Source organism: Streptomyces sp. NPDC085460, from assembly GCF_044541975.1.
Classification (GTDB): Bacteria; Actinomycetota; Actinomycetes; order Streptomycetales; family Streptomycetaceae; genus Streptomyces.
On the sequence record NZ_JBITTO010000011.1, the window covers coordinates 1 to 26097 of the forward strand.

At 73.9% G+C, this 26097-nt stretch carries 24 protein-coding genes; 11 read left to right on the top strand and 13 right to left on the bottom strand.

The annotated features are described in order from the left end of the window. The first annotated feature begins 204 nt into the window (after nucleotides 1-204). Nucleotides 205-1539, top strand: a complete 1335-nt coding sequence (locus ACIGHB_RS26795; protein ID WP_360322179.1) for a UDP-glucose/GDP-mannose dehydrogenase family protein — start codon at nucleotides 205-207, stop codon at nucleotides 1537-1539. An 81-nt stretch (nucleotides 1540-1620) separates the two neighbouring features. Here ACIGHB_RS26795 and ACIGHB_RS26800 read toward each other — a convergent pair whose 3' ends face one another. Then, a complete protein-coding gene (locus ACIGHB_RS26800) occupies nucleotides 1621-2544 on the bottom strand; it encodes a membrane dipeptidase (RefSeq protein WP_360322176.1) in 924 nt (307 codons plus the stop codon). A gap of 143 nt (nucleotides 2545-2687) precedes the next feature. Beyond that, nucleotides 2688-3377: a tellurium resistance protein gene (locus ACIGHB_RS26805; RefSeq protein WP_399916465.1), complete on the bottom strand. Its 690-nt coding sequence runs from the start codon at nucleotides 3375-3377 to the stop codon at nucleotides 2688-2690. Between the two features lie 163 nt (nucleotides 3378-3540). On the opposite strand from ACIGHB_RS26805, the gene ACIGHB_RS26810 reads away from it, so the two are divergent. Genes ACIGHB_RS26810 through ACIGHB_RS26830 form a run of 5 tightly spaced genes read left to right on the top strand, consistent with a single transcriptional unit; the run spans nucleotide 3541 to nucleotide 8423 of the window. Next, nucleotides 3541-4962, top strand: coding sequence for a methyl-accepting chemotaxis protein (locus ACIGHB_RS26810; protein ID WP_399916467.1), 1422 nt, complete (start codon nucleotides 3541-3543; stop codon nucleotides 4960-4962). Beyond that, complete coding sequence (locus tag ACIGHB_RS26815) at nucleotides 4959-5438, top strand: hypothetical protein (RefSeq protein WP_399916469.1); 480 nt, start codon at nucleotides 4959-4961, stop codon at nucleotides 5436-5438. The genes ACIGHB_RS26810 and ACIGHB_RS26815 overlap by 4 nt, the downstream gene beginning before the upstream one ends. 36 nt (nucleotides 5439-5474) lie before the next feature. Further along, nucleotides 5475-6140 (top strand): VWA domain-containing protein, encoded by a 666-nt coding sequence (locus ACIGHB_RS26820; RefSeq protein WP_399916471.1) that lies wholly within the window; start codon nucleotides 5475-5477, stop codon nucleotides 6138-6140. Nucleotides 6141-6150: 10 nt separating this feature from the next. Next, on the top strand, nucleotides 6151-7467 hold the full coding sequence (locus ACIGHB_RS26825; protein WP_399916473.1) for a protein phosphatase 2C domain-containing protein: 1317 nt from the start codon (nucleotides 6151-6153) through the stop codon (nucleotides 7465-7467). Further along, nucleotides 7464-8423 carry a hypothetical protein gene (locus tag ACIGHB_RS26830; RefSeq protein ID WP_399916475.1) on the top strand — a complete coding sequence of 320 codons (960 nt, stop codon included), beginning with the start codon at nucleotides 7464-7466 and terminating at the stop codon, nucleotides 8421-8423. The genes ACIGHB_RS26825 and ACIGHB_RS26830 overlap by 4 nt, the downstream gene beginning before the upstream one ends. 7 nt (nucleotides 8424-8430) lie before the next feature. Here the strand turns inward: ACIGHB_RS26830 and ACIGHB_RS26835 are convergent, their stop codons facing one another. From ACIGHB_RS26835 to ACIGHB_RS26845, 3 genes are read right to left on the bottom strand one after another with little or no spacing between them, the layout of a single operon-like run. Then, nucleotides 8431-9630, bottom strand: a complete 1200-nt coding sequence (locus ACIGHB_RS26835) for a dipeptidase (protein WP_399916477.1) — start codon at nucleotides 9628-9630, stop codon at nucleotides 8431-8433. Further along, complete coding sequence (purE, locus tag ACIGHB_RS26840) at nucleotides 9627-10124, bottom strand: 5-(carboxyamino)imidazole ribonucleotide mutase (protein WP_360320760.1); 498 nt, start codon at nucleotides 10122-10124, stop codon at nucleotides 9627-9629. The genes ACIGHB_RS26835 and purE overlap by 4 nt, the downstream gene beginning before the upstream one ends. A 31-nt stretch (nucleotides 10125-10155) precedes the next feature. After that, on the bottom strand, nucleotides 10156-11295 hold the full coding sequence (locus ACIGHB_RS26845; protein WP_360320745.1) for a 5-(carboxyamino)imidazole ribonucleotide synthase: 1140 nt from the start codon (nucleotides 11293-11295) through the stop codon (nucleotides 10156-10158). 184 nt (nucleotides 11296-11479) lie between these two features. Here ACIGHB_RS26845 and ACIGHB_RS26850 point away from each other — a divergent pair, with 184 nt between their 5' ends. After that, the gene (locus ACIGHB_RS26850; protein WP_360320742.1) at nucleotides 11480-12022 is read left to right on the top strand and encodes a GtrA family protein; all 543 of its coding nucleotides are present in this window, start codon (nucleotides 11480-11482) and stop codon (nucleotides 12020-12022) included. Nucleotides 12023-12049: 27 nt separating this feature from the next. Here ACIGHB_RS26850 and ACIGHB_RS26855 read toward each other — a convergent pair whose 3' ends face one another. Then, on the bottom strand, nucleotides 12050-13321 hold the full coding sequence (locus ACIGHB_RS26855) for an ATP-binding protein (RefSeq protein ID WP_360320739.1): 1272 nt from the start codon (nucleotides 13319-13321) through the stop codon (nucleotides 12050-12052). A gap of 204 nt (nucleotides 13322-13525) precedes the next feature. Beyond that, nucleotides 13526-14203, bottom strand: a complete 678-nt coding sequence (locus tag ACIGHB_RS26860; RefSeq protein ID WP_360320736.1) for a response regulator transcription factor — start codon at nucleotides 14201-14203, stop codon at nucleotides 13526-13528. Nucleotides 14204-14644: 441 nt separating this feature from the next. Here ACIGHB_RS26860 and ACIGHB_RS26865 point away from each other — a divergent pair, with 441 nt between their 5' ends. Next, nucleotides 14645-16165 carry an oligopeptide:H+ symporter gene (locus ACIGHB_RS26865; RefSeq protein WP_360320733.1) on the top strand — a complete coding sequence of 507 codons (1521 nt, stop codon included), beginning with the start codon at nucleotides 14645-14647 and terminating at the stop codon, nucleotides 16163-16165. Nucleotides 16166-16280: 115 nt separating this feature from the next. On the opposite strand, the gene ACIGHB_RS26870 is transcribed toward ACIGHB_RS26865, so the two are convergent. From ACIGHB_RS26870 to ACIGHB_RS26895, 6 genes are all read right to left on the bottom strand, one after another. Further along, nucleotides 16281-17642 carry a hypothetical protein gene (locus tag ACIGHB_RS26870; protein WP_399916672.1) on the bottom strand — a complete coding sequence of 454 codons (1362 nt, stop codon included), beginning with the start codon at nucleotides 17640-17642 and terminating at the stop codon, nucleotides 16281-16283. A gap of 38 nt (nucleotides 17643-17680) precedes the next feature. Further along, nucleotides 17681-18808: a hypothetical protein gene (locus ACIGHB_RS26875; protein WP_399916482.1), complete on the bottom strand. Its 1128-nt coding sequence runs from the start codon at nucleotides 18806-18808 to the stop codon at nucleotides 17681-17683. Continuing rightward, nucleotides 18805-19614: a hypothetical protein gene (locus tag ACIGHB_RS26880; protein ID WP_399916484.1), complete on the bottom strand. Its 810-nt coding sequence runs from the start codon at nucleotides 19612-19614 to the stop codon at nucleotides 18805-18807. The genes ACIGHB_RS26875 and ACIGHB_RS26880 overlap by 4 nt, the downstream gene beginning before the upstream one ends. After that, nucleotides 19611-20357, bottom strand: a complete 747-nt coding sequence (locus tag ACIGHB_RS26885) for a peptidase (RefSeq protein WP_399916486.1) — start codon at nucleotides 20355-20357, stop codon at nucleotides 19611-19613. Before ACIGHB_RS26885 ends, ACIGHB_RS26880 begins: the two co-directional genes overlap by 4 nt. A gap of 296 nt (nucleotides 20358-20653) precedes the next feature. Further along, nucleotides 20654-21073: an ATP-binding protein gene (locus ACIGHB_RS26890; protein WP_360320718.1), complete on the bottom strand. Its 420-nt coding sequence runs from the start codon at nucleotides 21071-21073 to the stop codon at nucleotides 20654-20656. 71 nt (nucleotides 21074-21144) lie between these two features. Continuing rightward, nucleotides 21145-21522, bottom strand: coding sequence for an STAS domain-containing protein (locus tag ACIGHB_RS26895; protein WP_360320715.1), 378 nt, complete (start codon nucleotides 21520-21522; stop codon nucleotides 21145-21147). Nucleotides 21523-21733: 211 nt separating this feature from the next. Here ACIGHB_RS26895 and ACIGHB_RS26900 point away from each other — a divergent pair, with 211 nt between their 5' ends. From ACIGHB_RS26900 to ACIGHB_RS26910, 3 genes are all read left to right on the top strand, one after another. Continuing rightward, nucleotides 21734-22627: an RNA polymerase sigma factor SigF gene (locus tag ACIGHB_RS26900; protein ID WP_360320712.1), complete on the top strand. Its 894-nt coding sequence runs from the start codon at nucleotides 21734-21736 to the stop codon at nucleotides 22625-22627. 192 nt (nucleotides 22628-22819) lie between these two features. After that, nucleotides 22820-24019 (top strand): DegT/DnrJ/EryC1/StrS family aminotransferase, encoded by a 1200-nt coding sequence (locus ACIGHB_RS26905; protein ID WP_399916489.1) that lies wholly within the window; start codon nucleotides 22820-22822, stop codon nucleotides 24017-24019. Between the two features lie 50 nt (nucleotides 24020-24069). Beyond that, nucleotides 24070-26094: a lipopolysaccharide biosynthesis protein gene (locus ACIGHB_RS26910; protein ID WP_399916491.1), complete on the top strand. Its 2025-nt coding sequence runs from the start codon at nucleotides 24070-24072 to the stop codon at nucleotides 26092-26094. Nucleotides 26095-26097 lie beyond the last annotated feature (3 nt).

Consider the following 26097-nt stretch of genomic DNA (forward strand, 5'->3'; position numbering starts at 1 on the left):
CTCCGCCAGCGCACGCACCGACTCCCGGAGCATCTCGTGCTCCTCGGACAACCGGTACAGGTCGAAGTCCTTGCCCATGGTCTTGAGCTCCCTGGCTTGCTAACTACCGTTAAGTAACCCAAAGGGTAGGGCGTGAACCGGGACCTTGTCAGCGCACGACTATGCTCGGGCAGGCACTTTCGCCCGACGTCCCTGGAGTTCCGCATGGCCCTGAAGATCACCGTGATCGGCACCGGATACCTCGGAGCCACCCACGCCGCGGCCATGGCGGAGATGGGCTTCGAGGTCCTCGGCCTCGACGTCGTGCCCGAGAAGGTCGAGCTGCTGGCCTCCGGCCGCGTCCCGATGTTCGAGCCCGGCCTGGAGGAACTGCTCCGCAAGCACGTCGCCGGCATCGAGGGCTCCACCGGCCGGCTGCGCTTCACCACCTCCTGGGAGGAGGTGGGCGCCTTCGGCGACGTCCACTTCGTCTGCGTGAACACCCCGCAGAAGCACGGTGAGTACGGCTGTGACATGAGCTACGTCGACGCCGCCTTCGCCTCCCTCGCCGCCGTCGCCCGCCCGGGCTCGCTGGCCGTCGGCAAGTCCACCGTCCCGGTCGGCTCCGCCGAGCGGCTGGCGGGGCTGCTGCCGGAGGGCGTGGACCTGGCCTGGAACCCCGAGTTCCTGCGCGAGGGCTTCGCCGTCCAGGACACCCTGCGCCCGGACCGGATCGTGGTCGGCGTGCGCGGCGACGACGACGGGCGGGCCGAGAAGCTGCTCCGCGAGGTGTACGCGGCCCCCGTCGCCGCCGGCTCGCCGTTCGTCCTCACCGACTTCCCGACCTCCGAGCTGGTGAAGACGGCCGCGAACTCCTTCCTCGCCACCAAGATCTCCTTCATCAACGCGATGGCCGAGATCTGCGAGGCGGCCGGCGGCGACGTCGCCAGGCTGGCCGAGGCGATCGGCCACGACGAGCGGATCGGCAACAAGTTCCTCCGCGCCGGCGTCGGCTTCGGCGGCGGCTGCCTGCCCAAGGACATCCGGGCCTTCATGGCCCGCGCGGGCGAGCTCGGCGTCGACCAGGCGCTGACCTTCCTCCGCGAGATCGACTCCATCAACATGCGGCGGCGCGGCCAGATGGTCGAGATGGCCCGCGAGGCGCTCGGCGGGAACTCCTTCCTGGGCCGCCGGGTCGCCGTCCTCGGCGCCACCTTCAAGCCCGACTCGGACGACGTCCGCGACTCCCCCGCGCTCAACGTGGCCGGGCAGATACACCTCCAGGGCGGCCAGGTGACCGTCTACGACCCCAAGGGCATGGAGAACGCCCGCAAGGTCTTCCCCACGCTCGGCTACGCGGACTCCGCCGTCGAGGCCGTGCGGGGCGCGGACGTGGTGCTGCACCTCACCGAGTGGCGCGAGTTCCGCGAGCTCGACCCGGCGGAGCTGGCCGCGGTCGTCACCTCCCCGGTCCTCCTCGACGGGCGCAACGCCCTGGACGGCGAGCGGTGGCGGGCGGCCGGCTGGACGTACCGGGCGATGGGCCGCCCGCGCGCGTGACGGCAGGGAGGAAGGGGCGCACCGGACGGATCCGGTGCGCCCCTTCCTCGTGGCTGTACGGGTGCGGGTTACGGGTGCGGGTCAGGCGGCGACGGGCCTGATCCGGTTCGTACGGGACAGGAACTCGGTCTCGCGCAGGGCGCGGGTGGCGTTGCCGTGGGCCAGGCCGACCAGGTCCCGGGCCGGCCAGTCCCGGCGCAGCAGCTCCGCGAAGAGCGGCACGTAGCCGGCCGCCGGGGCGGTCAGGCGGGAGAGGCCGGTGGAAGCGGGCCCCGCCAGGTCGCGTACCCGGTCGAGGAGGTCGGCGGTGGCGGCGGGGTCGTCCCCGACGGCGACCATGCAGACGGCGCCGTTCCCGCCGAGGAGCCGCAGCACGTCGTCCGGGAGCGCGTCCGGGGCGGCCCGGGTGACCAGGGCCGGGGCGCGGGTCACGGCGAGGACCTTGCGGACGGTGTCCTGGTCGGCGCCGGAGAGGTCCACGGCGAGGCCGATGCGGTTCATCTCGCGGACCGCCTCGCGGGCGAAGCGGTCGAAGCGGGTGAGGTTCACCGCCCGGACGCCCAGGGCGTGGTACGCCCGCAGGGTGGCGGCGGAGCCGCCGACGGCGGTCCAGTCGACCGGGCCGAGCAGCGCGGCGACCCGGCCGCAGTTGCGGGCGTGGATCATCTCCGAGGTGGAGTGCGCCAGGCGCAGGTCGTCGGGGCAGGCGGCGACGAGCGCCCGGATCGTGTCGAGCCGGCGCAGGGTGCCGAAGGCGCCGTCGTCGGAGTCCACGCGCAGCGACCAGAACTGGGCGCCCGCCTCCCCGGCCCGGGCGGGCGGCAGGTCCTCGGGGTCGAGGAGCGCGGGGAGTTCGGTGTGGCCTTCGAGGACGGGCTGGGCGGCGAGGATCGCCCGCGCGCGGGCGGTCTCGTCGAGCGGCGGGGGTGGTGGCTCCGGGGGTTCCAGCGCGCCGACGGCGCCGGAGGCGGCAGAGAAGGGGGGATGGTCGTCGAGATCTGCCATGGCACTACTCACACTTCCGAACTCGGTGATGCAGTACTACCCCGCCAAGAGGGCGGGGCAGTACCGTCCACCGTGCCAGCCGGGCCCGGCCGGGGGCCCGCCGGGCTGAGCCGTTCGGGTGAGGGCGCGGCGGTGCAGTCGCCTCAGTCCTTGGTGCCCCACACCCAGGGGACGCCGAAGCCGTAGGCCCGGTCGATCAGCTGCTGGTTGCTCTCCCACGGCGTCGCGGTGAACCAGCGGACCTCGCGGCGCACGTCCATGCCGCCGTTCCCGGCCGTGATCAGCGCGATCGCACAGGCCGTCGCCCCGGCCGGGGCGTCGTCGAGGAGGATGCGCAGACGGCCGGAGGCGGCGGTGACCGTGACGGTCGCACCGAGACTCCGGAAGTCGACCGCGCCCTCGTAGACGAAGGTGTAGACGAGGATCCGCCGGAACTTCGCCCGGTACTCCAGGTTCGTCCGCACCGTCTCGCCGTCCGAGGAGGCGCCGGTCCGGTCGTCCTGGTCGAGGAGCGTGTACGGGGGCGCGTCGAGCGCGCCGAAGGAGTCGCCGAGCGCCTGGATGACGTGGATGGAGCCGTCGGCGAGCTCGATCAGGCAGCCGAGGTCCAGGTCGGCGCCGGTCGCGGCGGACCAGTTCAGGTTGGCCTGGAGGACACCCCGGCCGGAGACGAGGCCGAGCGGCGTCGCCCTGGTCAGCAGGGCCTCACGGCCGGCGCGCTCCCCGGCCGGGGGGCGGGGCGGCCGGGGGGTCTCGCCGGGGGTCTTGGGCTTGGGCTCGCCGGGCGTCTTGGGCTTGAGCCGGATGACCCCGCGCTGCCTGTCTGATGCCACGTCAACTCCCCCTGTCCGCCTGACTTCCGCGACTCACACAGTATCCGCGAGTGGGCTACGATCTGCTCCCAAACGGGGGATGGCGGGCGTGAAGGGTGCGCTGGGGAGCGCACGACGCCGAGGACGGCACCCCCCTCTTTCTCGTCGCGTCGTGGGGGTGGGCATGACCGTCGGTTTCGCGACGGACCGGATGAAAGTGGCCCGGGACATCGAGCAGTTGAGCCAGGACGCCCGACTCGCCCCGCGCGCGGCCGAGTTGACCGAACTGTGCCGGGCGCTGCGGGCCGCCGACGCCGATGCGCGGCCGCTCGATCCGTGGACCGACCTCGACCTGGTGGCCGCGTACGCCCGGCCGGAGAGCGTGGACGCCGGCCCGCCGCCGCGCGACCACCCCGGCTGGAGCTGGCTGGAGACGGCGCTCGGCGGGCTGGTCTTCGTCCCGCTCGCGCTGACCTGGTACGGCCTCACGCGGGCGTCGAGCGCGTACGGGGCACTGACCGGCGCGAACCCCAAGGCGGCCACCCGGCCGTTCCTCCAGCTGTGGCAGTCCGGCTTCGAGGGGCACCTGACCGGCTTCTTCACCTTCGGGCACGTCGCCGGGACCGCCACCGGCGCGATCGTCCTCCTCCTCGTCCTCGCGGTGCTGCACGGCTGGCGCCGGGGCCGGGCGGACCGGCTGGAGCGGGCCGCCGAACAGCGGACGGAGGCGCTGCTCCGGCAGCTGGTGCCGGTGCTGACCCGGGCGCAGCTCTGCCTCAACGCGCACCGGTACTCCTCCCCCGTCCGGTTCGCGGAGGAGCTGACGAAGTCCGCCGCCGTCCTGGGCAAGCTGGGCGACCGGGCCAGCAAGACCCAGGGGCTGCTCGCGCAGGCCGCCACGAGCGTCGGCGACTCCCTCGACAAGGCGCAGCAGCGGCTGGCCGCCGTGGACGGCGCGGTGAAGCCGCTGGAGTCCGCCGCCGACCGCATCGAGACTGCGGTGAGCGGCAGCGGGGTCCTGGTGCGCCAGGCCCTGGAGGACGTACGGGGGACGAACGGCGAGGTCAGGGACGTCCTGGAGAAGGCCGGCAGCCAGGTCGAGGACTCCGTCATGACGCTGGCGGCGGCGCAGCGCTCGTTCACCACCGGGATCGAGGTCTCCGGCGACCTGTCCGGGCAGGTGCTCGGCCGGCTCGCCGACGTCGTCGAGGGAGCCGCGCGGGACCGGGCGGACGCCCAGGCACTGCTCGGCCGGCTCGCCGACCAGGCGGACGCGCTGACCCGGGTGGCGGAGCGGCTGGGCCAGGCTTCCGACACCCTGGCGGCGGCGCTGGCGCGCGACGCGGCCGGAAGCGGGGGCCGGGAGCGCGGGCGCCGGGGCGGCGGCCGGGACGGGAGCCGGGACGGCGGCCGGGACGGGGGGCTGAGCCTCGGCAAGGGCGGGAGCGCGGACTCCGGCGGCACCGGCCGTCGCGGGGGCGCGGGCCCCGGGCGGGATCCGGACGCCGGGTCCGGGCCGGGTGTGCCGCCCGCACGGGAGGCGGGCTCGGCGGGGCCGCCCGCGCTGCCGGGCCGCGAGGACCCTGACGGGGCCGGGCCGCGGTGAGGGCGCCCCGCTTCAACCCCCTGCACCTGGCCGGCTGGCTCTTCGCGGACATGCTGCTCGTCCTCGCCCTCGTGGCGATGGGCGACCGGGGCGACCCGCTGGCCGCCGAGGCCCGCCCCGGCGCCTCGGCGAGCCCCAAGCCGGGGACGAGCAAGCCGTCGAAGCCGAAGGGGCCGCGCGCCGTGGTCCGTACCCCGGTGAAGGTGTCGATCGGGGCGGCCCCGGGCGACCGGACCGCCATGCGGGAGCGGCTGCGGGCGGTGACGGCGAAGTACGCGGGCCGGCAGGCGGCGTTCGTCCTCACCTTCGGCCGGCACTCCGACCCGGGCGCCGGCGTCGGCTACGCGAGCGAGGTCAACGCGCAGCTGGCGAAGGCCCGTCCGGACATGTTCAAGGGCACCACGACCCGGGACTTCTGGAAGGGCGGCGCCCCGGGCGGGCGCGCCGACATCGAGATCTACTTCTACACGTACTGAGGGGCACGAGACCGCCCCACCGGAGGGAACCGAATCATGCAGATTCTTCCGTTCTACCTGCTGTGCGACGAGTCGGGCTCGATGGCGGGCGACAGCGTCGACGCGCTCAACACGGCGCTCGTGGAGCTGCACAACGAGATCAGCACCAACCCGACGGTCGCGGACAAGACCCGGTTCAGCCTCATCGGCTTCTCCACCGACGCGCAGGTGCTCCAGCCGCTGGCCGACCTCAGCGACATCGACGAGGTGCCGGCGCTCTCGGCGGGCGGCCTCACCTCCTTCGGCAACGCCTTCCGCACGCTGCTGCGGTGCATCGAGACGGACGTGGCCGCGCTGAAGGCCGAGGGCCACGAGGTCTACCGGCCCGTCGCGTTCTTCATGTCGGACGGCATCCCGACGGACGACGACTGGACGCAGGCGTACCAGGAGCTGACGGCCTCCCGCTACTGCCCGAAAATCATCGCCTTCGGGATCGGCGATGCCGAGGAGTCCACGATCGCGCAGGTGGCGAACTTCCGCGCCTTCATCCAGAAGCGGGACGGCGTCTCGGCGGCGAAGGCGCTGAGCGAGTTCGCGAAGAGCCTGACCCGGTCCATCGTCAACTCCGCCATCAGCATCTCCGCCGACGGCGGATCGGACCTCAAGCTGGCGGTGGACGACAACGTCCCCAACTTCACGACCGTCTCGCTCGACAAGCTCTGAGGAACCCGACATGGAGCGCATGAGCCGGCCCGAACCCGCGCGCCCGTGGGAGTTCCAGGGGCGCGTACGACTGGAGAAGGCGACACCGCCCGAACCGGCCGCCCCGGCCACGGAGCCCGAACCGACCGCCCCGGCCGCCGAGCCCGTACCGGCCGCCCCGGCCGCCCCGGCCGCCGAGCCCGTACCGGCCGCCCCGGCCGCCCCGGCCGCCGAGCCCGTACCGGCCGCCCCGCCGACGGTGGCGCCCGTACCCGCGACCGTCCCGCCCGCCGTCCCGCCCGTACCCGCGACCGTCCCACCGGCCGTGCCGCCGGCCCCCGCCGGGCCCCCGGCGCCCGCCGTTCCCCCCGCCCCCGCCGTGCCCCCGGTACCCGCCGCGCCGCCTGTGCCCGCCGCGCCGCCCGCGCCCGCGGCTCCGGTGCTCGGGGCGCCGCCGCACGCCGGACGGCGGCCGCCCAGCTATCCACCGGTGCCACGGGGCCGGCCCCGGATGACGGACGAGACGCTCGCCGCCGCCGTCGTCCCGGACATCGTGCTCGACGGCGCCGCCCACGGGGGGCTGACCCTGCGGGCCGCGTCCGTGCGCGGGGACTCCCACCGGTACCTCGGCGAGGCCCGGCAGGACACGGTCATGACGGCCCACCTCGGCGAGGAGGGCTCGGGTGAGCTGCTGGCGGTGGCGGTGGCCGACGGGGTCGGCTCGCAGCCGCTCTCGCACCTCGGGTCGTACCACGCCTGTCAGCGTGCCCTCCAGGTGCTCGGCGTCCGCGCCCAGGAGGTGTTCGAGACGCTGGCCGCCGGGCGCGAGGACCTCTTCGCCGATCTGGCCCGGCAGACCGCCGCCCACGTCGCCGAGTACCTGGTCGAGCGGGCGGGTCCGAGGGGGCTCGCACCCGTCACGTACTCCACCACCCTCCGGGTGCTGGTCGTGCCGCTCGACCCGGCCGTCCGCACCCGGGGGGTCTTCACCGTCGGGGACGGCGGCACCGCCCTGCTCCGCGACGGATCGTGGGACCTGGCGCCCGGCGAGGGCGGCCAGGAGGAGGACGAGGGCCGGGTCATCGACACCCGGACCGCCGCGCTGCCCATGTCCCGCAGCGTCTCGGCGCGGCTGCTCGACACCCTGCCGGGGGACGTCCTGGTGGTCTCCACCGACGGCTTCTCCTCTCCGCTGGCGGGAGAGACGGAGATGCGGGCCTTCCTCGCGGGCGCCTGGGGCGGCGGGACCGTGCCCGAACCGGCCGACTTCCTCTGGCAGTTCCAGTACCGGGTGAAGTCCTACGACGACGACCGCACCGCGGCCGTGCTGTGGGAGGCACGGCCGTGACGGCGGACGACGGCGCCGACGTCGAGCGGTCGCTGCTCACGGTCGAGCGAGAGCTGAACACGGGGGGCCAGGGCCGGGTGCACGTGCTCGTCGGCGCGCAGCGGCTGCTCTTCAAGGAGTACCTCACCCCGGCCAAGGTGAACGCGGCCGAACTCTCCGCGCTCGTCGCCCTCCGGCTCGGCCTCGTGCCGGAGGAGCGGCTGCGGCTCGACCGGGAGGCCGCCTGGCCCCTGTGCCGGGTGACGGACGGCGGGCGGGTGGTGGGCTTCCTGATGCGCCGGGCACCCGACTCGATGACCTGGACGCCCCCGAAGGGCGGGACCAAGGTCACCGAGCTCCAGTACCTCCTGCGGGAACCGAAGGCGGCGACCCGGACCATCCGCCAGCCCACCCCGGAGGAGCGGCTGGCGCTCGGCGTGGTCCTGGTGGAGCTGGTCGAGCGGCTGCACGCCATGGGCCTGGTGGTCGGCGACCTGTCGCAGGCGAACGTGCTGTGGTCCCTCGACCCGGAGCCCGCCCTCCACCTCCTCGACTGCGACGGCATCCGGATCACCGGACACCTGCCGGTCCTCGCCCAGGCCGACACCCCGGACTGGCACGACCCGCAGGCGCCCCCCGGGACGGTGAGCGTGGACAGCGACCGCTACAAGGCGGCGCTGATGCTCGGCCGGATCCTCGCCCAGGACCCGTACGTGACGCCGGAGCGCCCGCTGGCGGTGCTGCCCGGGGTGCTCGACGAGCGGCGGGAGACGGCGGTGCGGCGGCTGTGGGCGCAGGCGGCGGGGGCGTACGGTTCCCGGCCCGACCTCGGCCAGTGGTGTACGGCCCTGTCCGGGCGGGCGACGATCCGGCTCCAGGCCCGCGCCCCGCGGCCCCGGCCGGTGGTGGACCGGTCGCGGTTCGACGCGGGGCCGGAGCGCGACCGGGGCACCATCCGCTTCCGCGGCAACTCCTGACAGCGGCTCAGGCGGCGCCGTCGAGCTGGGCGATCGTGGCGTGCGAGGCGGGGGTGCGGGCGGTCAGGTCGCGGGAGACGGCCTCCGCGTCACCGAGCACGCGGAGCGCGTTCGACCAGGTCAGCTTGGTGAGGTCGGCGCGGGACCAGCCGCGGTGCAGGAGCTCCGCGATCAGGTGGGGGTAGCCGGCGACGTCGTCGAGGCCGGCCGGGGTGAAGGCGGTGCCGTCGTAGTCGCCGCCGATGCCGACGTGGTCGATCCCGGCGACCTCGCGCATGTGGTCGAGGTGGTCGGCGACCGTGGCGGCGGTGGCGATCGGGCGGGGGTGCTCCGCCGCGAAGGCGGCGTGGATCGCCTTCGCCTCGGGGGTGGTGTCGAGGTGGTGCAGGCCGTGGGCGCGCAGGTTGGCGTCGGCGCGCAGGGTCCATTCGACGGCCGCGGGGAGGATGAACTTGGGCACGAAGGTCGCCATCGCCACGCCGCCGTTGGCGGGCAGCCGCTCCAGGACGTCGTCCGGGACGTTCCTCGGGTGGTCGCAGACCGCGCGGGAGGAGGAGTGCGAGAAGACCACCGGCGCGGTGGTCTCGTCGAGGGCGTCGCGCATGGTGGTGGCGGCGACGTGCGAGAGGTCGACGAGCATGCCGCAGCGGTTCATCTCGCGGACCACGGCGCGGCCGAAGGCGGTGAGGCCGCCGTGCCGCGGCTCGTCGGTGGCGGAGTCCGCCCAGTCGTTGTTCTCGTTGTGCGTGAGGGTCATGTACCGCACGCCGAGGGTGGCGAAGGCGCGCAGCGTCGCGAGGGAGTTGTCGATGGAGTGGCCGCCCTCGGCTCCCTTGAGGGAGGCGATCCGGCCCTCGGCGCGGGCCTTGGCGACGTCACCGGCGGTCCGGGCGGGCGCCAGGTCGGCCGCGTACCGCTCGACCAGCCGGTCGACGGCGTCGATCTGCTCCAGGGTGGCGCTCACCGCGTGGTCGCCGGCGAGCCGGCCCGGCACGTAGACGGACCAGAACTGGGCACCGACCCCGCCGGCGCGGAGCCGGGCGAGGTCGGTGTGGAGGGAGGCCGAGCGGTCGCCCGCGATGTCGAGCGCGTCGAGGTCGTAGCCGCACTGCTGCCGCAGCGCCCACGGGAGGTCGTTGTGCCCGTCGACGACGGGGGCCTCCGCGAGGAGGGCGCGCGCCTCGGCGAGCCGCTCGGCCGCGCTCACCGGGCGAACCCGAAGGACTCGGTGCCCTCGACCTTGGCGCGCAGCCGCTGGCCCTTCTCGGTGGCCTGCGCGTTGAGGCCCTGGAGGAACTCCTCCATGCGGGCCTGGAGCGCCGGGTCGGCGGCGGCGAGGATGCGGACCGCGAGCAGGCCCGCGTTGCGCGCGCCGGCGACGGAGACCGTGGCGACCGGGATGCCGGCGGGCATCTGCACGATGGAGAGCAGCGAGTCCATGCCGTCCAGGTACTTCAGCGGCACGGGGACGCCGACGACCGGGAGCGGGGTGACGGAGGCCAGCATGCCCGGGAGGTGGGCGGCGCCGCCGGCGCCCGCGATGATCGCCTTCAGACCGCGGCCGGCCGCCCGCTCGCCGTACGCGATCATCTCGCGCGGCATCCGGTGGGCGGAGACGACGTCGACCTCGTACGGGATCTCGAACTCGTCGAGGGCCTGGGCGGCGGCCTCCATGACGGGCCAGTCGGAGTCGGAGCCCATCACGATGCCGATGAGCGGGTTGCTCGCCTGGTTACTCAACGATGGTCCCTCGCAGGTAGTCGGCGGCGTGGCGGGCGCGCTCCAGCACCTCGTCCAGGTCGTCGCCGTAGGTGTTGACGTGGCCGACCTTGCGGCCGGGCTTCACGTCCTTGCCGTACATGTGGATCTTGAGCCGCGGGTCGCGGGCCATGCAGTGCAGGTAGCCCTGGTACATGTCCGGGTAGTCGCCGCCGAGGACGTTGCACATCACGGTCCACGGGGCGCGCGGGCGGGGGTCGCCGAGCGGCAGGTCGAGGACGGCGCGGACGTGGTTGGCGAACTGGCTGGTGATCGCGCCGTCCATGGTCCAGTGGCCGGAGTTGTGCGGGCGCATCGCCAGCTCGTTGACGAGGATCCGCCCGTCGGTGGTCTGGAAGAGCTCCACGGCGAGGTGGCCGACGACGCCGAGCTCCTTGGCGATCCGCAGGGCCAGCTCCTGGGCCTGCCCCGCCAGCTCCTCGTCGAGGTCGGGGGCGGGCGCGATGACCGTGTCGCAGACGCCGTCGACCTGGCGGGACTCGACCACCGGGTAGGCGACGGCCTGGCCGTGCGGGGAGCGCACGATGTTCGCCGCGAGCTCGCGGACGAAGTCGACCTTCTCCTCGGCGAGCACGGGCACGCCGGCGAGGAAGGGGTCGCGGGCGTCCTCGGCGGAACGGACGAACCAGACGCCCTTGCCGTCGTAGCCGCCGCGCACGGTCTTGAGGATGATCGGGAAGCCGCCGGCCTCCTCCGCGAAGGCGACCGCGTCGGCCGGGTCGGCCACGATGCGGTGCCGGGGGCTGGGCGCGCCGATCTCGTCGAGCTTCGCCCGCATCACCCCCTTGTCCTGCGCGTGCACGAGGGCACCGGGCCCGGGGCGGACGGGGATGCCGTCGGCCTCCAGGGCGCGCAGGTGCTCGGTGGGGACGTGCTCGTGATCGAAGGTGATCACGTCGCAGCCGCGGGCGAACGCGCGGAGCGTCTCCAGGTCGCGGTAGTCGCCGATGACGACCTCTCCGGCCACCTGCGCCGCCGAGTCCTGCGGGGTGTCGCTGAGGATCTTGAACTTGATGCCGAGGGGGATGCCCGCCTCGTGGGTCATGCGGGCGAGCTGCCCGCCGCCGACCATGCCTACTACCGGGAACGTCACCCTCTTAGGGTATCCGCACCATCCGTGAACACGTTTTTGGCTGTGGATTGACACAAGGCGTGACGGGGCAGTGATGGGTTTTCCACAGGTTTCCCGCCTACCCGGGCGGGTGACAGGGGAGGCTGGTTAGCATGAGTGGGTTGACGTCACCCGGACGTCACCCGACGGACGGACCGACCCCACCATGAGCGAACCCGGCGCGCTGCGCATGCGAATCGCCCTGCTCGGCCGCGAGGTCGCCAAGTTCGGGGTGGTCGGCGGACTCGGAGTCCTGGTCAACCTGGTCGTGTTCAACCTGGTCCGGCACACCACGGAGCTTCCGGTGGTGCGGGCCAGCCTGATCGCGACGATCGTGGCCATCGCCTTCAACTACGTGGGGTTCCGTTACTTCACGTACCGCGACCGCGACAAGTCGGGCCGCACCAAGGAGATGACCCTCTTCCTGCTGTTCAGCCTGGTCGGGATGGTCATCGAGAACGGCATCCTCTACGCGGCGACCTACGGCCTCGGCTGGAACTCGCCGCTGGCCAGCAACTTCTTCAAGTTCTTCGGCATCGGTGTCGCGACGCTCTTCCGCTTCTGGTCGTACCGCACGTGGGTGTTCCGGGCGCTGCCGGCGAAGGAGGCCGTGCAGACGGCTGAGTCCTTCCTCGAGGCGGACTTCCTGGAGCAGGCCGAGCCGGTGGCGCCGCGGCAGGCCCGCCGCCGCCAGCCCGACCACGTCTGACCCGGCCCTTCTCCGAGAGGCCGCGCCTCAGCGCACCGGGCGCTCCCGCGTCTCGTCGGAGCCGCTGCGCGCCTCCCGGCTGAGGAAGAGCGCGAAGACCGGCGGCTGCTGCTGGAGGAGTTCCAGCCGGCCGCCGTCCGCCTCTGCGAGGTCCCGGGCGACCGCGAGGCCGATGCCGGTGGAGCTGCGGCCGCTGACCGCCCGCTCGAAGATCCGCGCGCCGAGGTCGGCGGGGACGCCGGGCCCCTCGTCGGTGACCTCGATCACCGACTGGTTGCCGATGACGCGGGTACGCAGGGCGACGGTGCCGCCGCCGTGCATGAGCGAGTTCTCGATGAGCGCGGCGAGGACCTGGGCGACCGCCCCCGGGGTGCCGATGGCCCGCATGCCCTGCTTGCCCGAGCGGACGATGGCGCGGCCCGCGCTGCGGTAGGCGGGGCGCCACTCCTCGATCTGCTGCTTGACGACCTCGTCGATGTCGAAGGCCACGGCGGAGCCGGAGCGGGGGTCGCGGGAGTTGGTGAGCAGCCGCTCGACGACGTCGGTGAGCCGCTCGACCTGGGTGAGCGCGATCGTCGCCTCCTCCTTGACCGTGTCCAGGTCGTCGGCGAGCGCGACCTCCTCCAGGCGCATGGAGAGCGCGGTGAGGGGCGTACGGAGCTGGTGGGAGGCGTCGGCGGCGAGCCGGCGCTCGGCCGTGAGCATCCGGCCGATCCGCTCGGCGGAGGCGTCGAGCACGTCCGCGACCCGGTCGAGCTCGGGGACCCCGTACCGCCGGTGCCGGGGCCGGGGGTCGCCGGAGCCGAGCCGTTCCGCGGTCTCGGCGAGGTCGGTGAGCGGGGAGGCGAGCCGGTTCGCCTGGCGTACGGCGAGGAGGACGGCGGCGATGACGGCGAGGCCGGCGACGGCGACGATGATCAGGGCCGTGCTGCCGACCTCGGAGGTGACGGCCGAGCGGGACTCCTCGACGATCGCCGTCTCGCCGCGCTCGCCCTCAGCGTAGCCGCGGATGACGCTGCCGGTGGGGCGGGTGCCGATCTCGATGGGGGGCCGGCCGGGGATGGTGACGAGGGCGTACCGCTTCGCGCCGCTCTGCTCCGCGAGGATGCCGGGGTTCACGGGCTCGCCGCCGATGAGCCGGCTGTCGACGATCGAGACGATGCGGAGGGCCTCGGCGTCGACGCTCTCCTGGGCGCTGCTGGTGATGGTCCTGGTCTCGACGAGGACGAGGGAGACGCCGAAGACGGCGATCACCACGAGGACGACGGCGAGGGTGGAGGTGATGAGGCGGCGGCGCACGTGCCCTCCCGGGCGGGTTGCGGGGTCTGCGGAGGGCCGTCCGGGGCGGGCCTTGTCGGTGCGCCGCGCACCGGGTGCGGGTTCAGGCTCCGGAGCCTGGGCGCGGCACTGGGCGCCGTTCCGTGTGCCCACCCGTTCCTCCCCCAAGGACTTCGTCCAGGGGGACCCCCAAGCGGAACGCCTGCCCACACGGCGGGGCGCGAGCTAGCTCTTCTCGAAGCGGAAGCCGACGCCTCGGACGGTGGCGATGTAGCGGGGGTTCGCCGCGTCGTCGCCGAGCTTCTTGCGGAGCCAGGAGATGTGCATGTCGAGGGTCTTGGTGGAGGACCACCACGTGGTGTCCCAGACCTCGCGCATCAGCTGGTCGCGGGTGACGACCCGGCCCGCGTCCCGGACCAGGACCCGCAGCAGGTCGAACTCCTTCGCGGTGAGCTGGAGCTCCTCCTCGCCCATCCAGGCCCGGTGCGACTCGACGTCGATGCGGACGCCGTGGGTGGCGGGCGCGGGGACGGGCTCGGCGGCGCCGCGCCGGAGGAGGGCCCGGACGCGGGCGAGCAGCTCGGCGAGGCGGAAGGGCTTGGTGACGTAGTCGTCGGCGCCCGCGTCGAGCCCGACGACCGTGTCGACCTCGTCCGCGCGGGCGGTGAGGACCAGGATCGGGATCGTGTGCCCCTCGGCCCGCAGCCGCCGGGCGACCTCCAGGCCGTCCATGCCGGGCAGGCCCAGGTCGAGCACGACCAGGTCGACCCCGCCCTGGAGGCCGGCTTCGAGCGCGGTCGGCCCGTCCTCGCGGACCTCGACCTCGTACCCCTCTCTCCGCAGGGCGCGGGCCAGCGGTTCCGAGATGGATGCGTCGTCCTCGGCGAGCAGTACACGGGTCATGGGGTGATGGTAGTCCGCACGGGTGCCGTGCCGGGGCGGGATCGCGGGCCGCCCGCCCCCACCTCCGGCCGCCTCGGAAGCAGGGTGCGTAATCTGGACATCACCTTGGAATGCCCTCCGTTGGTTCCATGGTCACCTGTGATCCATCTCTCAAGTCCTTCCATATCCGGCACTGTCGTGTCGTATGGTGGCGAGACGTCTGTAGCGGTAATCGGGGACCTTTGGCCTGCTTCGTCAGCCAAGGTCCTCTTTTCTGCGCAGGGTTGGCTCCGCCGGCCTTGAGACGGTGAACGACCTGTGGGCCGGGTCCCGCGGCGCGACGACGCGCGGCGGGGCGTGGATCCCGGCCGGGGCGCAAACGCCCCGTCCGGTGCCGGCCACCCCCCACCGGGCGCATCACGCTCATGAGGCGTCGCGTCCCGAGCTAGCAAGGATCGACCCATGGCTTCCAGCCTGACGAAGGACTCGCCGAGCCCGGCTCACGAGAAGACCTTCCTCGGCCACCCCGTTGGCCTGGCCACGCTGTTCATGACCGAGATGTGGGAGCGGTTCTCCTACTACGGCATGCGTGCGCTTCTCGTCCTGTACCTGGTCTCCGGTGGCGTCGACGCCGCGACCGGCAGCCAGGGCGGCGGACTCGGCTACACGGCCGCGACGGCCACGGCGATCTACTCCGTCTACGTGGCCATGGTCTACCTCATGGCCCTGCCCGGCGGCTGGTTCGGCGACCGCGTCTGGGGCGCCCGCAAGACCGTCGCCATCGCCGGCACCGTGATCATGCTCGGGCACGTGTCGCTCGCCCTGCCCGGCCAGATCGCGTTCTTCGCCGGTCTGGCGCTGGTCGCGATCGGCTCCGGCCTGCTGAAGGCCAACATCTCGACGATGGTCGGCCACCTGTACCAGGGCATGGACGACTCCCGCCGGGACAGCGGCTTCACGATCTTCTACATCGGCATCAACCTCGGCGCCTTCCTCGCCCCGATCGCCATCGGCATCGTCGGCGAGACGGTCAACTGGCACCTGGGCTTCTTCCTCGCCGCCGTCGGCATGGGTCTGGGCCTGGTCTTCTTCCTGGTCTTCGGCCGCACGCTGAACCCGAAGAGCAGCGAGATCCCGAACCCGCTCACCCCCGCCGAGCGCAACGGCATCCTCACCAAGACGATCGTCGCCGTCGTCGTCACCGCCGTCTTCTACGGCGTCGTGGTCGCGATGGACATGTTCACGATCAAGTGGGCGCTGTACCCGATCACGATCGCCGGTCTGGTCATCCCGGTCGCCGTCCTCGCGCGGATCAAGCGCGACAAGGAGCTGACCTCCGGCGAGCAGACCAAGATGAACGCGTACATCTGGTTCTTCGTGGCCGCCGCCGTCTTCTGGATGATCTACGACCAGGGCGGTTCCACGCTGTCGCTGTTCGGCAGCGAGAACTCCGAGCGCAGCCTCTTCGGCTGGGAGATGCCGAACGTCCTCTTCCAGTCGCTGAACCCGCTCTTCGTGGTCATCCTGGCGCCGTTCTTCGCCTGGCTGTGGATGGCGCTGGCGCGCCGCCGCCGCGAGCCCAGCACCATCGTGAAGTTCTCGATCGGCCTGGTCATCGTCGGTGCCTCGTTCTTCGTCTTCGCGATCCCGCTGAACCAGACCGCCGGCACCGACACCAAGGTCACCATGTGGTGGCTGGTGCTCATCTTCCTGATGCACACCGTCGCGGAGCTGTGCCTGTCCCCGGTCGGCCTGTCGGTCACGACCAAGATGGCGCCGCAGAAGTACGCCTCCCAGATGATGGGCGTCTGGTTCCTCGCCGTCACCGCCGGTGACTGCGTCACCGGTCTGCTCGGCCTGGCGGGCGTCAAGATGGACGGCGTCGGCGTGGTCCTCTTCGAGGCGCTCGCCGCGGTGCTCGCCGGATTCGCGATCTTCATGTACCGCAAGAAGGTCAACGCGCTGATGGACTCCGCCAAGTAGGGCACGCCCCCCTGCGGACGTGAGGCCCGGCACCTGCTTCCAGGTGCCGGGCCTTCGCGCGTCCGTGACGGTGCCCCGTCGGGACGGTGCCGTCGGACGGTGCCGTCGGACGGTCCTAGCGGTCGCGCCGGGCCAGCCTGCGCCACGGCGTGAAGGTGAAGAGCGCCCCGCCGAGGAGGATCACCGTGCCGGCGACCAGACCGAGGGCGCGGAGGGCGCCGTCGGACTCGGCGCCGGTCTCGGCGAGGTTCTCGCCCCCGCCGGAGCCGTTGCCCCCGTTGCCATTGCCCCCGTTGTCGTTGCCTCCGTTGCCGTTGCCTCCGTCACCGTTGGCGTTCGTGCCGCCGTTGTCCGTGCCGCCGTCGTCGGTGGAGCCGGAGGCGCCGCCGGACTGCTTGGCGGTGTCCAGGGTGAGGGACGCCTCGACGGCGCCCTTCACCTGGCAGGGGATCTTGATCGGGTCCGCGCCCGGGGCCAGGACGACGGAGATGGTGAGCGCGCCCGGGGAGAGCGTGGCCTTGCCGGTGGCGCCGGGGCGGTAGGTGCCCTTCATGTCGGTGAGGCTCACCGGGTCGTTCATCTTGAGCGCGGTGGGGTTGGACGCGCCGGTGACCTTGACGGTGCCGCTGTCGTCCCCGCCGATCTTGATGTCCATGCTGGGCGTGAGGGCCTTCGCGGGCAGCGGCGCCGGGCTGTTCATCACGCCCTTGGCCGTCTTGACCGTGAGGTCGTAGGCGCCGCCGTTCTTCTTCGCGCTGATGGTGACCTTGGAGTTGATCGCGGCGGGGCCGGGGGACGTACAGGTGAAGGCCACCTTGACCTCCTTGCCCGGGAAGTCGGTCTGGCCGCCGTTCCCGGAGCCCCCGTTCGCGGCGCCTCCGTTCGCGGCGCCTCCGTTGTCCGAACCTCCGTTGTCCGAACCTCCGTTGTCCGAGCCTCCGCCGTTGTCGGAGCCGCCGTCGCCGCCTCCGCCGTCCGCGCTCACCTTGATGGTGGCGCCGACGGGCACCTGCGCCTTCGGCGTGCACTTGGTGTTCGTGGACATCGGCTTGGACACGTTGATCGTGTACGCGTCGGGCGTCAGGGTGACGTCGCCCGCCTTGGTCAGCTTCAGGGTGCCCTTCATCTCGGGCAGGACCATGGCCGTGTTCTTGGGGATCGGCGGGTTCTGCCGGGGGCCCTCCATGGCGACCGTGCCGCTCTGCGCCCCGCCGACCTTCATGGTGCCGGTCGGCTTGACGGTGTTCGCCTCCAGGTCGAGCATGTCGGGGTTCTTGGAGGCCGGCTTCACGGTCTTCCAGACGACCTCGACGGTGTCGCCGACTTTGGCGGTCGCGGGCGCCGTGACCAGCACCGTGGTGGTGCCCTGGACCGGCGGGAGGCCGGAGATCGCCGGCGGAACGCACTCCGTCTCGAACGAGATCTGCGCGGCCTGGGCGGGAGCGGCGGACAGCAGGATCCCCGCGCCGCCGAGCATCAGCGCGACCCCGGCCGCGATCGTCCTCCGTTGCGTGCTCACGTAAGTCCCTTCGTCGTCGGACTGTTCTCGGACGGTGCGGAGCCGGGGTGGAACCACGGCAGGACCGCGGTCGTCCCGGGGCCGTCCGCGTCCGCCGGTACGGGGACGGGGACGGAGTGGCGGTTCCGGCCGCCGGCCCGGTCGACGAGGACCATGCCGATCCGGAAGAGGGCGGCGGGCACGACCACGGCGAGCAGGACCCAGAAGAGGACGACGCCCCAGGGGCGGCCCACCTTCCAGGGTTGTTCGGCCAGGACCTTCCCGCCGTAGGAGACGGAGACCCGGTAGTCGCCGTGGGCTCCGGCGGAGAGCTCGACGTCCAGCTCGATCCGCGCCTTCTGCCCGGGCTTGATGGTGCCGCGCCACTGGTGCTCCTCGTCGCTCGCGGCGAGGACGCCCCGGGCGGTGCCGACGAGGAAGACGGGGTCGCGGACGGGGGCGGTGCCGAGGTTGCCGACGGTGAGGACGACGGTGCGGCCGGGCGGCGCGCCGAACCAGGTCAGCACCCCGCTCGATCCGTCCAGGCGGGCCGCGGTGAGGACGGCGAGGCGGCCGTCGCCCGCGTTGTCGGGGAGCGGGGCCGTGGGGTGGCCGGCCACGGTGAAGGCGGCGTCGACGACGTCCTGCTGTCCGGTGACGCCGGAGACGTGGACGACGCAGGGGCAGGGCCTGGGCGGGGCGACGACCGGGAGCTTGACGCTGAAGGCGCCGCGCGGGTCGACGGTGGCGGCCCGGCCGTCGGTGTTCGCGCAGGAGTTGGTGCCGCCGACGACGCCCTTCTCGGGGGTGCCCTGGCCGCAGAGCAGCACCATCAGCAGCGCGCCGGCCTTCCAGCCGGTGCCGCTGACCGTGATCTCCCCGCCCTTGGGAGCCTCGTTCCCCGAGACGGCCACGGTCGGGTCACCGGCGGCGGAGGCCGAGGAGACGGCGGAGGTGGAGGCTGCGGAAACGGTGGAGACGGAGGGCGCGGCCGACGCGGCGACGGCCGGGAGCAGGGTGAGAGCGAGGGCCGCGAGCAGCGCGACCAGGGCGGTACGCGTGCGGGCCAGGGCCGTACGGGTGCGGGCCAGGGCCGTACGGGTGCGGGCCAGGGCCGTACAGGCGGGGGCGGCGGCCGGTCTCATGCGGTGGCTCCCTTCGTGCGGCGCCGGATGGCGTACGCGGCTCCGCCCGCCACCGCGAGCAGCGCTCCGGCGGCAAAAACGGCGGCGGGCCCGGTGGCGAGGACGGCCTCGGCGACGGCGGTCGCGGGGGTGGCTCCGGGGGCGGTGGCGGTGAGCCGGACGGTGACGGAGTCGAGGGCGGGCCGGCCGGGCCAGGGTTCCGTGCGGGCGGCGCGCTCGCCGGGGCGGAGGCTGAGCGGGAGGGCGCGCTCGGGGCGGTCGAGGACGGTGCCGAGGAGGCCGTCGGCGCGGACGGCGAGGCGCGGCCGGTCGAGGACGGTGCTGCCTCGGTTGACGAGCGTGTAGTGGAGGGTGCCGGTGGCCCGGTCGACGCGGGCGTCCTCGACGGTGAGGGCGGCGAGCCGGGGGCCGCTGACCTTCAGGCGCAGGTCGACGGTGGTCCGCCGGTCGCCGGCCGCGGCCCGTACGGTGCCGCGGTGTTCGCCGGGCGGGGTGGCGGCGGCCACGGTGACGGCGAAGGGCACGTCGGCGCGGGTGCGGGCGGGCACGGTGACGGTGCGGGCGGCGAAGGCGACGGCGGCCGGGCCCTCGCCGGTGAGGGTGACGGTGAGGGGGCGCGGGCCGGGGTTGGTGACGGAGAGGGTGTCCTGGAGGACACTGCCGGCCGGGCCTTCGAGGTAGGCGTACGGCCGTCCGGCGGCGGGGGCGGCGGTCCAGGCGGGGGCGGCGGGGGTGGCGGGGGGCGCGGCGCCGAGCGTGCCGAGGACGGCGCCGGCGGCGAGGAGCGCGTACCGGGTCCTGGTCATGGGCGGGCCGGGCCGGCGGGGCGGGGGCGGGGGCGGCGGGTGAGCCAGAGGAGTCCGCCCGCGCCGCCGAGGAGAACCGTGCCGCCGAGGGTGGCGAGGGCGGTGGTGGTGACGGTGCCGCCGGTTCTGGGCAGTTCGCCGCCGGGCAGACCGTCGGCCTCGTCCTCCTCGGCGGATTCCTCGGCGGATTCCGCGGGGGCTTCCGGCCGCGTGCCCGGGAGTCCGGTGACGGTCAGGCTCAGGGAGGGTTTCGGCGCGTTCGCGGGGGTGCAGACGGCGGCGTCCATGCCGAGGGCGTGGACGGTGAGCACTCCGGCGGTGAAGGTGACGGTGCCGTCGCGCTTCGGCGTGTAGGTGCCGGTGAGGGTGCCGATCCTGATGGGCGTGAAGGCGGGGATCGCGGCGGAGTTGGGGACGCCCTCGACCTTGACGGTGCCCTGGTCGTCGCCGCCGAGGACGAGGTCGGCGCGGGGCGTCATGACGCCCTTGGGGAGTTCGACGGGGCTGTCGGAGACGCCTTTGTCGAAGGTCATGGTGATCGTGTAGGCGTCGCCCTTCCGCTCGGCCGTGATGTCCACGGGCGAGACGGCGGCACGGTCGCCGATCTTGGTCTCGCACTCGTACGTCACGTCGACGATCTCGGCGTGGGCGGCGGGCGCGGCGGCGAGGCCGGCCGGCGCCCAGACCGCGGCGACGGCCGTGAGCACGGCGGCCGCCCTCCTCCGGTTCGGCTTCTTGGACACCCGCGACCCCTCACCGCTCTTTTTCCTGACGCGCCATCAGATTGGGCGTCAAGGTACGCCTGGGGCCGTACGGAGGGAAGAAGAGCGACGGTGAAAGTCCTGCGGGCAAGCGTCAGGCGGGCGCGACGGCCGGGCGCGGACCGTCGCCAAGCGCCGCCCTCGTCAGGCAGGCGCAAGCGTCAGGCGGGCGCAACCGTCAGGCGCCGCCATCGTCAGGCAGGCGCAAGCGTCAGGCGGGCGCAAGCGTCAAGCAGGCGCCACCGTCACGCAGGCGCGACCGTCAGGCGCCGCAACCGTCACGCGGGCGCGGCCAGTTCCGCCCAGACCGTCTTGCCGGGGGCGCCCGGGACGCGCTGGATGCCCCAGTCGAGGCAGAGCCGCTGCACGATGAACATGCCGTGCCCGCCGGGGCGTCCGGCCCGGTGCGGGGTGCGGGGCGTGGGCTGGCCCGCTCCCCGGTCGGTGACCTCCAGACGGACGCTGCGGCCGAGGCGGACCACCCGGAGCCGCTCGGGGCCCTCGGCGTGCAGGCAGGCGTTGGTGACGAGTTCGGAGACGACGAGCAGGACGTCCTCGGCGGCGGCCCGCCGGTCGGCGGACGCGGCGGGCAGCCAGCCCCACTCGGTCAGCGCGCCGCGGGTGAAGTCGCGGGCGAGCGGGACGGTGCCGCTGGTCTCGCCGAGCGCGAGCGTCCGCACGTCGGAAGCCTGGTCCATCAGCACTTCACCTCACCGGTCGACGAGACAACAGGGGCAGGGGCGGGAAGGGGGCGCGGGTCCGGCGGGGGTCAGCCGGAGCCCGGGAGCGCGGTGGCGAGGGTGTCGTGCACGGTGAAGACCGCCTCCGCGCCGGTGATCCGGAAGACCCGGGCCACCGCGGGCCGCATGGCCACCAGATGGACCCCGCCGCCGGCGGCCTCGGCCCGCAGCCGCGCCCCGAGGAGCACGTTGAGTCCGGTCGAGTCGCAGAACGCGAGCCGCTCGCAGTCGACGACGAGACGGACGCGGCCGGCGTCGAGGGCCGCGTCGAGCGGGACGCGCAGCAGTTCCGCGGTGTGGTGATCGAGCTCACCCACCGGCGCCAGAAGTTCGGCGCCGTCGTCCACGGTCCGTACCTCGACCCGCAGCCGCGCGGGCTGCGCGCCGCCGATGTGCTGGCGGTCCATGACGGGGCCCCTCCTCGATCGACTGCGCAGAACCCTACTAGCGGGGCGCCTTCCGGCGCACACAAGCCCCCCACGAAACCACCCAAACCGGATTATTGCCACTTGCAACGATCGGCGCCGAGCAGGTAGGGCTAGTAAGGAACACCCGATCCAGCCGGCTTTGGAGGCGCCGCACACCGCACCCCGGACACCCACCCCCCTGAGGAGACGCATGTCATCCCGGCTCGACGCCCCGCGCACCCCCCTCGCGCCGTCGACACCAGCCCTTCCCCGCCCCGCCGATCCCACACCCGCGCCGCCCCCGGCGCTCGAAGGACCCCTCGACCGGGTCGCCCCGGCCGACGCCCGCGCCCTCTCGAAGGAGCTCTTCGCCCGGCTCGCCGAGCTGGAGGAGGGCACCCACGAGTACGCGTACGTCCGCAACACCCTCGTCGAGCTCAACCTGGCCCTGGTCCGCTTCGCCGCCGCCCGCTTCGGCACCCGCAGCGAACCCATGGAGGACATCGTCCAGGTCGGCACGATCGGCCTCATCAAGGCCATCGACCGCTTCGAACTCGCCCGGGGCGTCGAATTCCCCACCTTCGCGATGCCGACGATCATCGGCGAGATCAAGCGCTTCTTCCGCGACACCTCGTGGTCCGTGCACGTCCCCCGCCGGCTCCAGGAACTCCGCCTCGACCTGGCCCGGGCCGGCGACGCCCTCTCCCAGCGCCTCGACCGGGCGCCGACCGTCGCCGAACTCGCCGCCGAACTCGGCATCAGCGACGACGAGGTCGTCGAGGGCATGGCCGCCAGCAACGCCTACACGGCCGCCTCGCTCGACGCCCAGACCGAGGACGACGACCACGGGCAGAACGAGAGCACCCTCGCCGACCGGCTCGGCTACGAGGACCACGGCCTGACCGGCATCGAGTACGTCGCCTCCCTCAAGCCGATGATCGCCTCGCTCCCCGAACGCGAACGGCTCATCCTCTCCCTCCGGTTCGTCACCGGACTCACCCAGTCGGAGATCGGCGCCGAGCTCGGCATCTCCCAGATGCACGTCTCCCGGCTGCTCGCCCGCACCCTCGCCCGGCTGCGCCGCGGGCTCACCCTGGAGGAATGACGCGCCTCTCCGGCGGAAACCCCCTCCGCCGACCCCCGCGAACCGCCAAGATAGCGACGGAAAGGGCCCGTTCACGGTCGACCGACCCGGACGGGCCCTTCCGCGCGACCACGGCGGACACCGGGCGGGACGTTGTTGACGCCCCCGTCCGGAATGGGCGACATTGAGCCCGTGGAACCAGGGGGGAATCACATGGCTTCCGCGTACGCGGAACTGGAAGAACGCATGCGCGACCGGCTGGGGGGCCGGGCGTGCCTCTACGTGCCGTCGTGCCGCCTCGGCCTCTACCTCGCGCTGCGCCGCTGGTGCGCGCCCGGCGGCCGGGTGCTCATGTCGCCCGTCAACGACGACGTCATCTTCTTCGTCGTCCTCGCCGCCGGCCTCCGGCCCGTGCAGGCGCCGCTCGACCCGCGCGACGGCTCCCTCGACCCGGCGGCCGTCCCCGACTCCGTCTGGTCCGGGCTCTCCGCCGTCCTCACCACCAACCTGTACGGCAACCCCGACCCGGCACCCGCGCTGCGCGCCCGCTGCGACCGGCTCGGCATCCCGCTCCTGGAGGACGCCGCCCACGCCATCGGCACCACCGTCGGCGGCCGCCCGGTCGGCGCCTGGGGCGACGCCGCCGTCTTCAGCCTCTCCAAGCACACCGGCGCCAAGACCGGCGGCTTCCTCGCCGTCGCCGACCCCCGGCTGCGCGACGGACTCGCCGCCGAGCGCGACGCGATGCTCCGCCCCGCCCGGCTCACCGGTGAACTCGCCTACCTGGCCCGCCCGTACGCCGAGTCCGCCGCCCGCGGACTGCGCCTCGCCCGCCCCGCGCACGCCGCCCTGCGCGCCGCCGGACTGCACGAACGGCCCGGCATCCGGATGCCGTTGCGCCCCGGCGAGCTGGCCCGGGCCCTCGGCGCGGCGCCCTCCCTCGACCCCTTCCACTCCTGGATCCGCGTCGACATGCACGACTACCGGCTCCGCCCCGGCGCCGCCCGCCTCCGCCGCGCCCGCCACCGGCTGGCCGCCCTCGACACCGTCCTCGACGCGCACCGCGCCGGCACCGCCCGCCTCCTCGCGAGCGAGTACTCCGCCCAGGGCCTCCCGGCGGACGGCGAGATCCCGCCGCTCTTCCGGGCACCGCTGCTCGTCGAGGACCGGGACGCCGCCGTCGCCGCGCTCGCCCGCCGCCGGATCACCGTCGGCTATCTCTACGACCCGCCCCTCGACGACTACGCCGGGGAGACCTTCACCGACCCCTCCCCCGCACCGGCCGGCGCCGCCTGGTTCGCCCGGCACGCCCTGCCCGTCGACCCGCGCCGCGCCGACGAGGCGCTCGCCGCCCTGCGCGCCTCCGGCGCCCGCCCCGCCGTGCCCTCGCCCGCCCCCGGCGGCGCCCGGTGACCGACACCGTACGGACCCGGGGCGCCGAACCCGACGCCCCGGGGGCACCCATGACCGGCACCTCCGAGGCGAAGGCCGCCGGCGAGGACTCCCCCGGCGACGACTCGCTCTTCCGCAACGCCTACGCCCTGATGCTCTCCACCGGCGTCTCGGCCGCCCTCGGCCTCGGCTTCTGGCTGGTCGCCGCCCGCTACTACACGGAGGAGGCCGTCGGCCAGGGCTCGGCCGCCATCGCCGCCCAGCGGATGCTCGCCTCCATCACGGCGACCACCCTCGCCGGCGCCGTCGTCCGCTACGTCCCCCGGGCCGGCCGCGCCACCGGCCCGCTCGTGCTCCGCCTCTACCTCCTGAGCACCGTCGTCGTGGCCGCCGCCTCCGGGATCTTCCTGCTCACCCTGGACTGGTGGGGACCCTCGTACGCCCCGCTCGGCACCCTCTCCGCCGGGATCTTCTTCACCCTCTCCTCGGTCGGCTGGGCGCTGCTCAGCCTCCAGGACGGCGTCCTCACCGGACTGCGCAAGGCGTTCTGGGTGCCGGTCGGCAACGCCGTCTTCTCCGTCGGCAAACTGGTCCTGCTCGTCGTCCTCGCCGCCGCCCTGCCCGTCCTCGGCGTCTTCGTCTCCTGGGCGGCGGCGATCGCGTTCTCCACGATCCCGCTGGCCTGGCTGGTCTTCCGCCGGCTCATCCCGCAGCAGGCCCGCGCCGACAAGGACCGCGAGCCGCCCACGTACCGCGAGATCCGGCGCTTCGTCGCCGGGGACGCGGTCGGCGCCCTCTTCAGCCTCCTCATGATCAGCCTGCTGCCGGTCATGGTCGCGGTCCGCTTCGACGCCGCGCACAACGCCTTCTTCTACACGGCGTACACCGTCGGCGGCACCATGGAGTTCATGGCCATCAACATGGCCTCCTCGCTCACCGCGCACGCCTCCCACAGCCCCGACTCCCTCGCCGAGGGCGTCCGGGGCGCGCTGCGCCGGATGGTGCTGCTGCTCGTCCCCGTCGTCCTGGTCCTGGTCGTCTTCGCGCCGCTGATCCTCGCCCCCTTCGGCCAGGGCTACACCGACAACGGCTCCACGGTGCTGCGGCTGCTCGCCGCCGGGGCGCTCCCCCGGGTCGCGGTGGAGCTGTACATCGGGGTGCTCCGCGTCCAGGGCCGCACCGGGATGCTCGCCGCCGTCCAGGGCGGCATGTGCGTGCTCGTGCTCGGCAGCGCGACCGTGCTCCTCGGCCCGTACGGCATCAGCGGGGCCGGGATGGCGGTGCTCGGCGGGATGACCGTGATGGCCGTGGCCTGCGTGCCGGGGCTGCGGGCGGTCCTCAAGGGCAAGGCGCCCGAGACCCCCGCGCGGCCCGCCGCCCCCGGGGACGACGGCTACGGCACCAGCTGGGCGCGGCAGAGCGCCTATCTGCGCTCCACCGCGGCCCAGGACACCGTGACTCCCGCGTACGGCATCCCCGTGTACGTGCCCGGCCCGCGCGCCCCCGAGCCCGCGCCCGGCACGCGGCCCCCCGGCGTACGGGAGCGCTCGCCGGCCGCGCTCCTGTGGGCGCTGCTCGGGGTGGCGGTGCTCGTCTTCTGGCTGCCGCTGGCGTTCGCCGCCCCGCTCGACGCCGCCCTGCCGTCCGGCAGGGACCTGCTGGCGGCGCTCCCGGCACCGACCCTGCTGGCCGGCCTCGTCCTGATCGGCCTCCAGGGCGCGGCGGTCGGCGCGCACGCGTTCGGCGGCGGCTACGCGGGCGCGGTCCTGGTGGCCACCTTCCTGGCCCTGCACACCGCGCCTCCGCTCCTGGGCCTGCTCCCGCCGCCGGCCGCGGGTCCGGCGGCCGGGCTGCTCGGCACGGGCCCGGCGGCCTGGATCGCCCCGGTGGCGGCGCAGGGCGTGTGCCTGGCGCTCGCGGCGGTGCTGCTGCGGCTGCTCGGCGCGGGCGGGCGGATCGCGGCCGGGGCGGTGTGGGTGCTGATATGGGCCGGCTGGGCGGCCCAGCAGTCCCTCGCCACCGCCCCGCTGCCGCTGCTGCTCGGCCTGTCCGGGGTGACCATGGCGGTGTACGCGATCCGGGGCCTGCGGTCCTGAGCG

Coding starts and splice junctions, on each gene's coding strand:
- ACIGHB_RS26905 (WP_399916489.1), top strand. CDS start 22,820: ATGGCTTCCGCGTACGCGGAACTGGAAGAACGCATGCGCGACCGGCTG.
- ACIGHB_RS26850 (WP_360320742.1), top strand. CDS start 11,480: ATGAGCGAACCCGGCGCGCTGCGCATGCGAATCGCCCTGCTCGGCCGC.
- ACIGHB_RS26900 (WP_360320712.1), top strand. CDS start 21,734: ATGTCATCCCGGCTCGACGCCCCGCGCACCCCCCTCGCGCCGTCGACA.
- ACIGHB_RS26895 (WP_360320715.1), bottom strand. CDS start 21,522: ATGGACCGCCAGCACATCGGCGGCGCGCAGCCCGCGCGGCTGCGGGTC.
- ACIGHB_RS26890 (WP_360320718.1), bottom strand. CDS start 21,073: ATGGACCAGGCTTCCGACGTGCGGACGCTCGCGCTCGGCGAGACCAGC.
- ACIGHB_RS26910 (WP_399916491.1), top strand. CDS start 24,070: ATGACCGGCACCTCCGAGGCGAAGGCCGCCGGCGAGGACTCCCCCGGC.
- ACIGHB_RS26865 (WP_360320733.1), top strand. CDS start 14,645: ATGGCTTCCAGCCTGACGAAGGACTCGCCGAGCCCGGCTCACGAGAAG.
- ACIGHB_RS26875 (WP_399916482.1), bottom strand. CDS start 18,808: ATGAGACCGGCCGCCGCCCCCGCCTGTACGGCCCTGGCCCGCACCCGT.
- purE (WP_360320760.1), bottom strand. CDS start 10,124: ATGGGCTCCGACTCCGACTGGCCCGTCATGGAGGCCGCCGCCCAGGCC.
- ACIGHB_RS26795 (WP_360322179.1), top strand. CDS start 205: ATGGCCCTGAAGATCACCGTGATCGGCACCGGATACCTCGGAGCCACC.
- ACIGHB_RS26880 (WP_399916484.1), bottom strand. CDS start 19,614: ATGACCAGGACCCGGTACGCGCTCCTCGCCGCCGGCGCCGTCCTCGGC.
- ACIGHB_RS26825 (WP_399916473.1), top strand. CDS start 6,151: ATGGAGCGCATGAGCCGGCCCGAACCCGCGCGCCCGTGGGAGTTCCAG.
- ACIGHB_RS26820 (WP_399916471.1), top strand. CDS start 5,475: ATGCAGATTCTTCCGTTCTACCTGCTGTGCGACGAGTCGGGCTCGATG.
- ACIGHB_RS26860 (WP_360320736.1), bottom strand. CDS start 14,203: ATGACCCGTGTACTGCTCGCCGAGGACGACGCATCCATCTCGGAACCG.
- ACIGHB_RS26870 (WP_399916672.1), bottom strand. CDS start 17,642: ATGCTCGGCGGCGCGGGGATCCTGCTGTCCGCCGCTCCCGCCCAGGCC.
- ACIGHB_RS26800 (WP_360322176.1), bottom strand. CDS start 2,544: ATGGCAGATCTCGACGACCATCCCCCCTTCTCTGCCGCCTCCGGCGCC.
- ACIGHB_RS26810 (WP_399916467.1), top strand. CDS start 3,541: ATGACCGTCGGTTTCGCGACGGACCGGATGAAAGTGGCCCGGGACATC.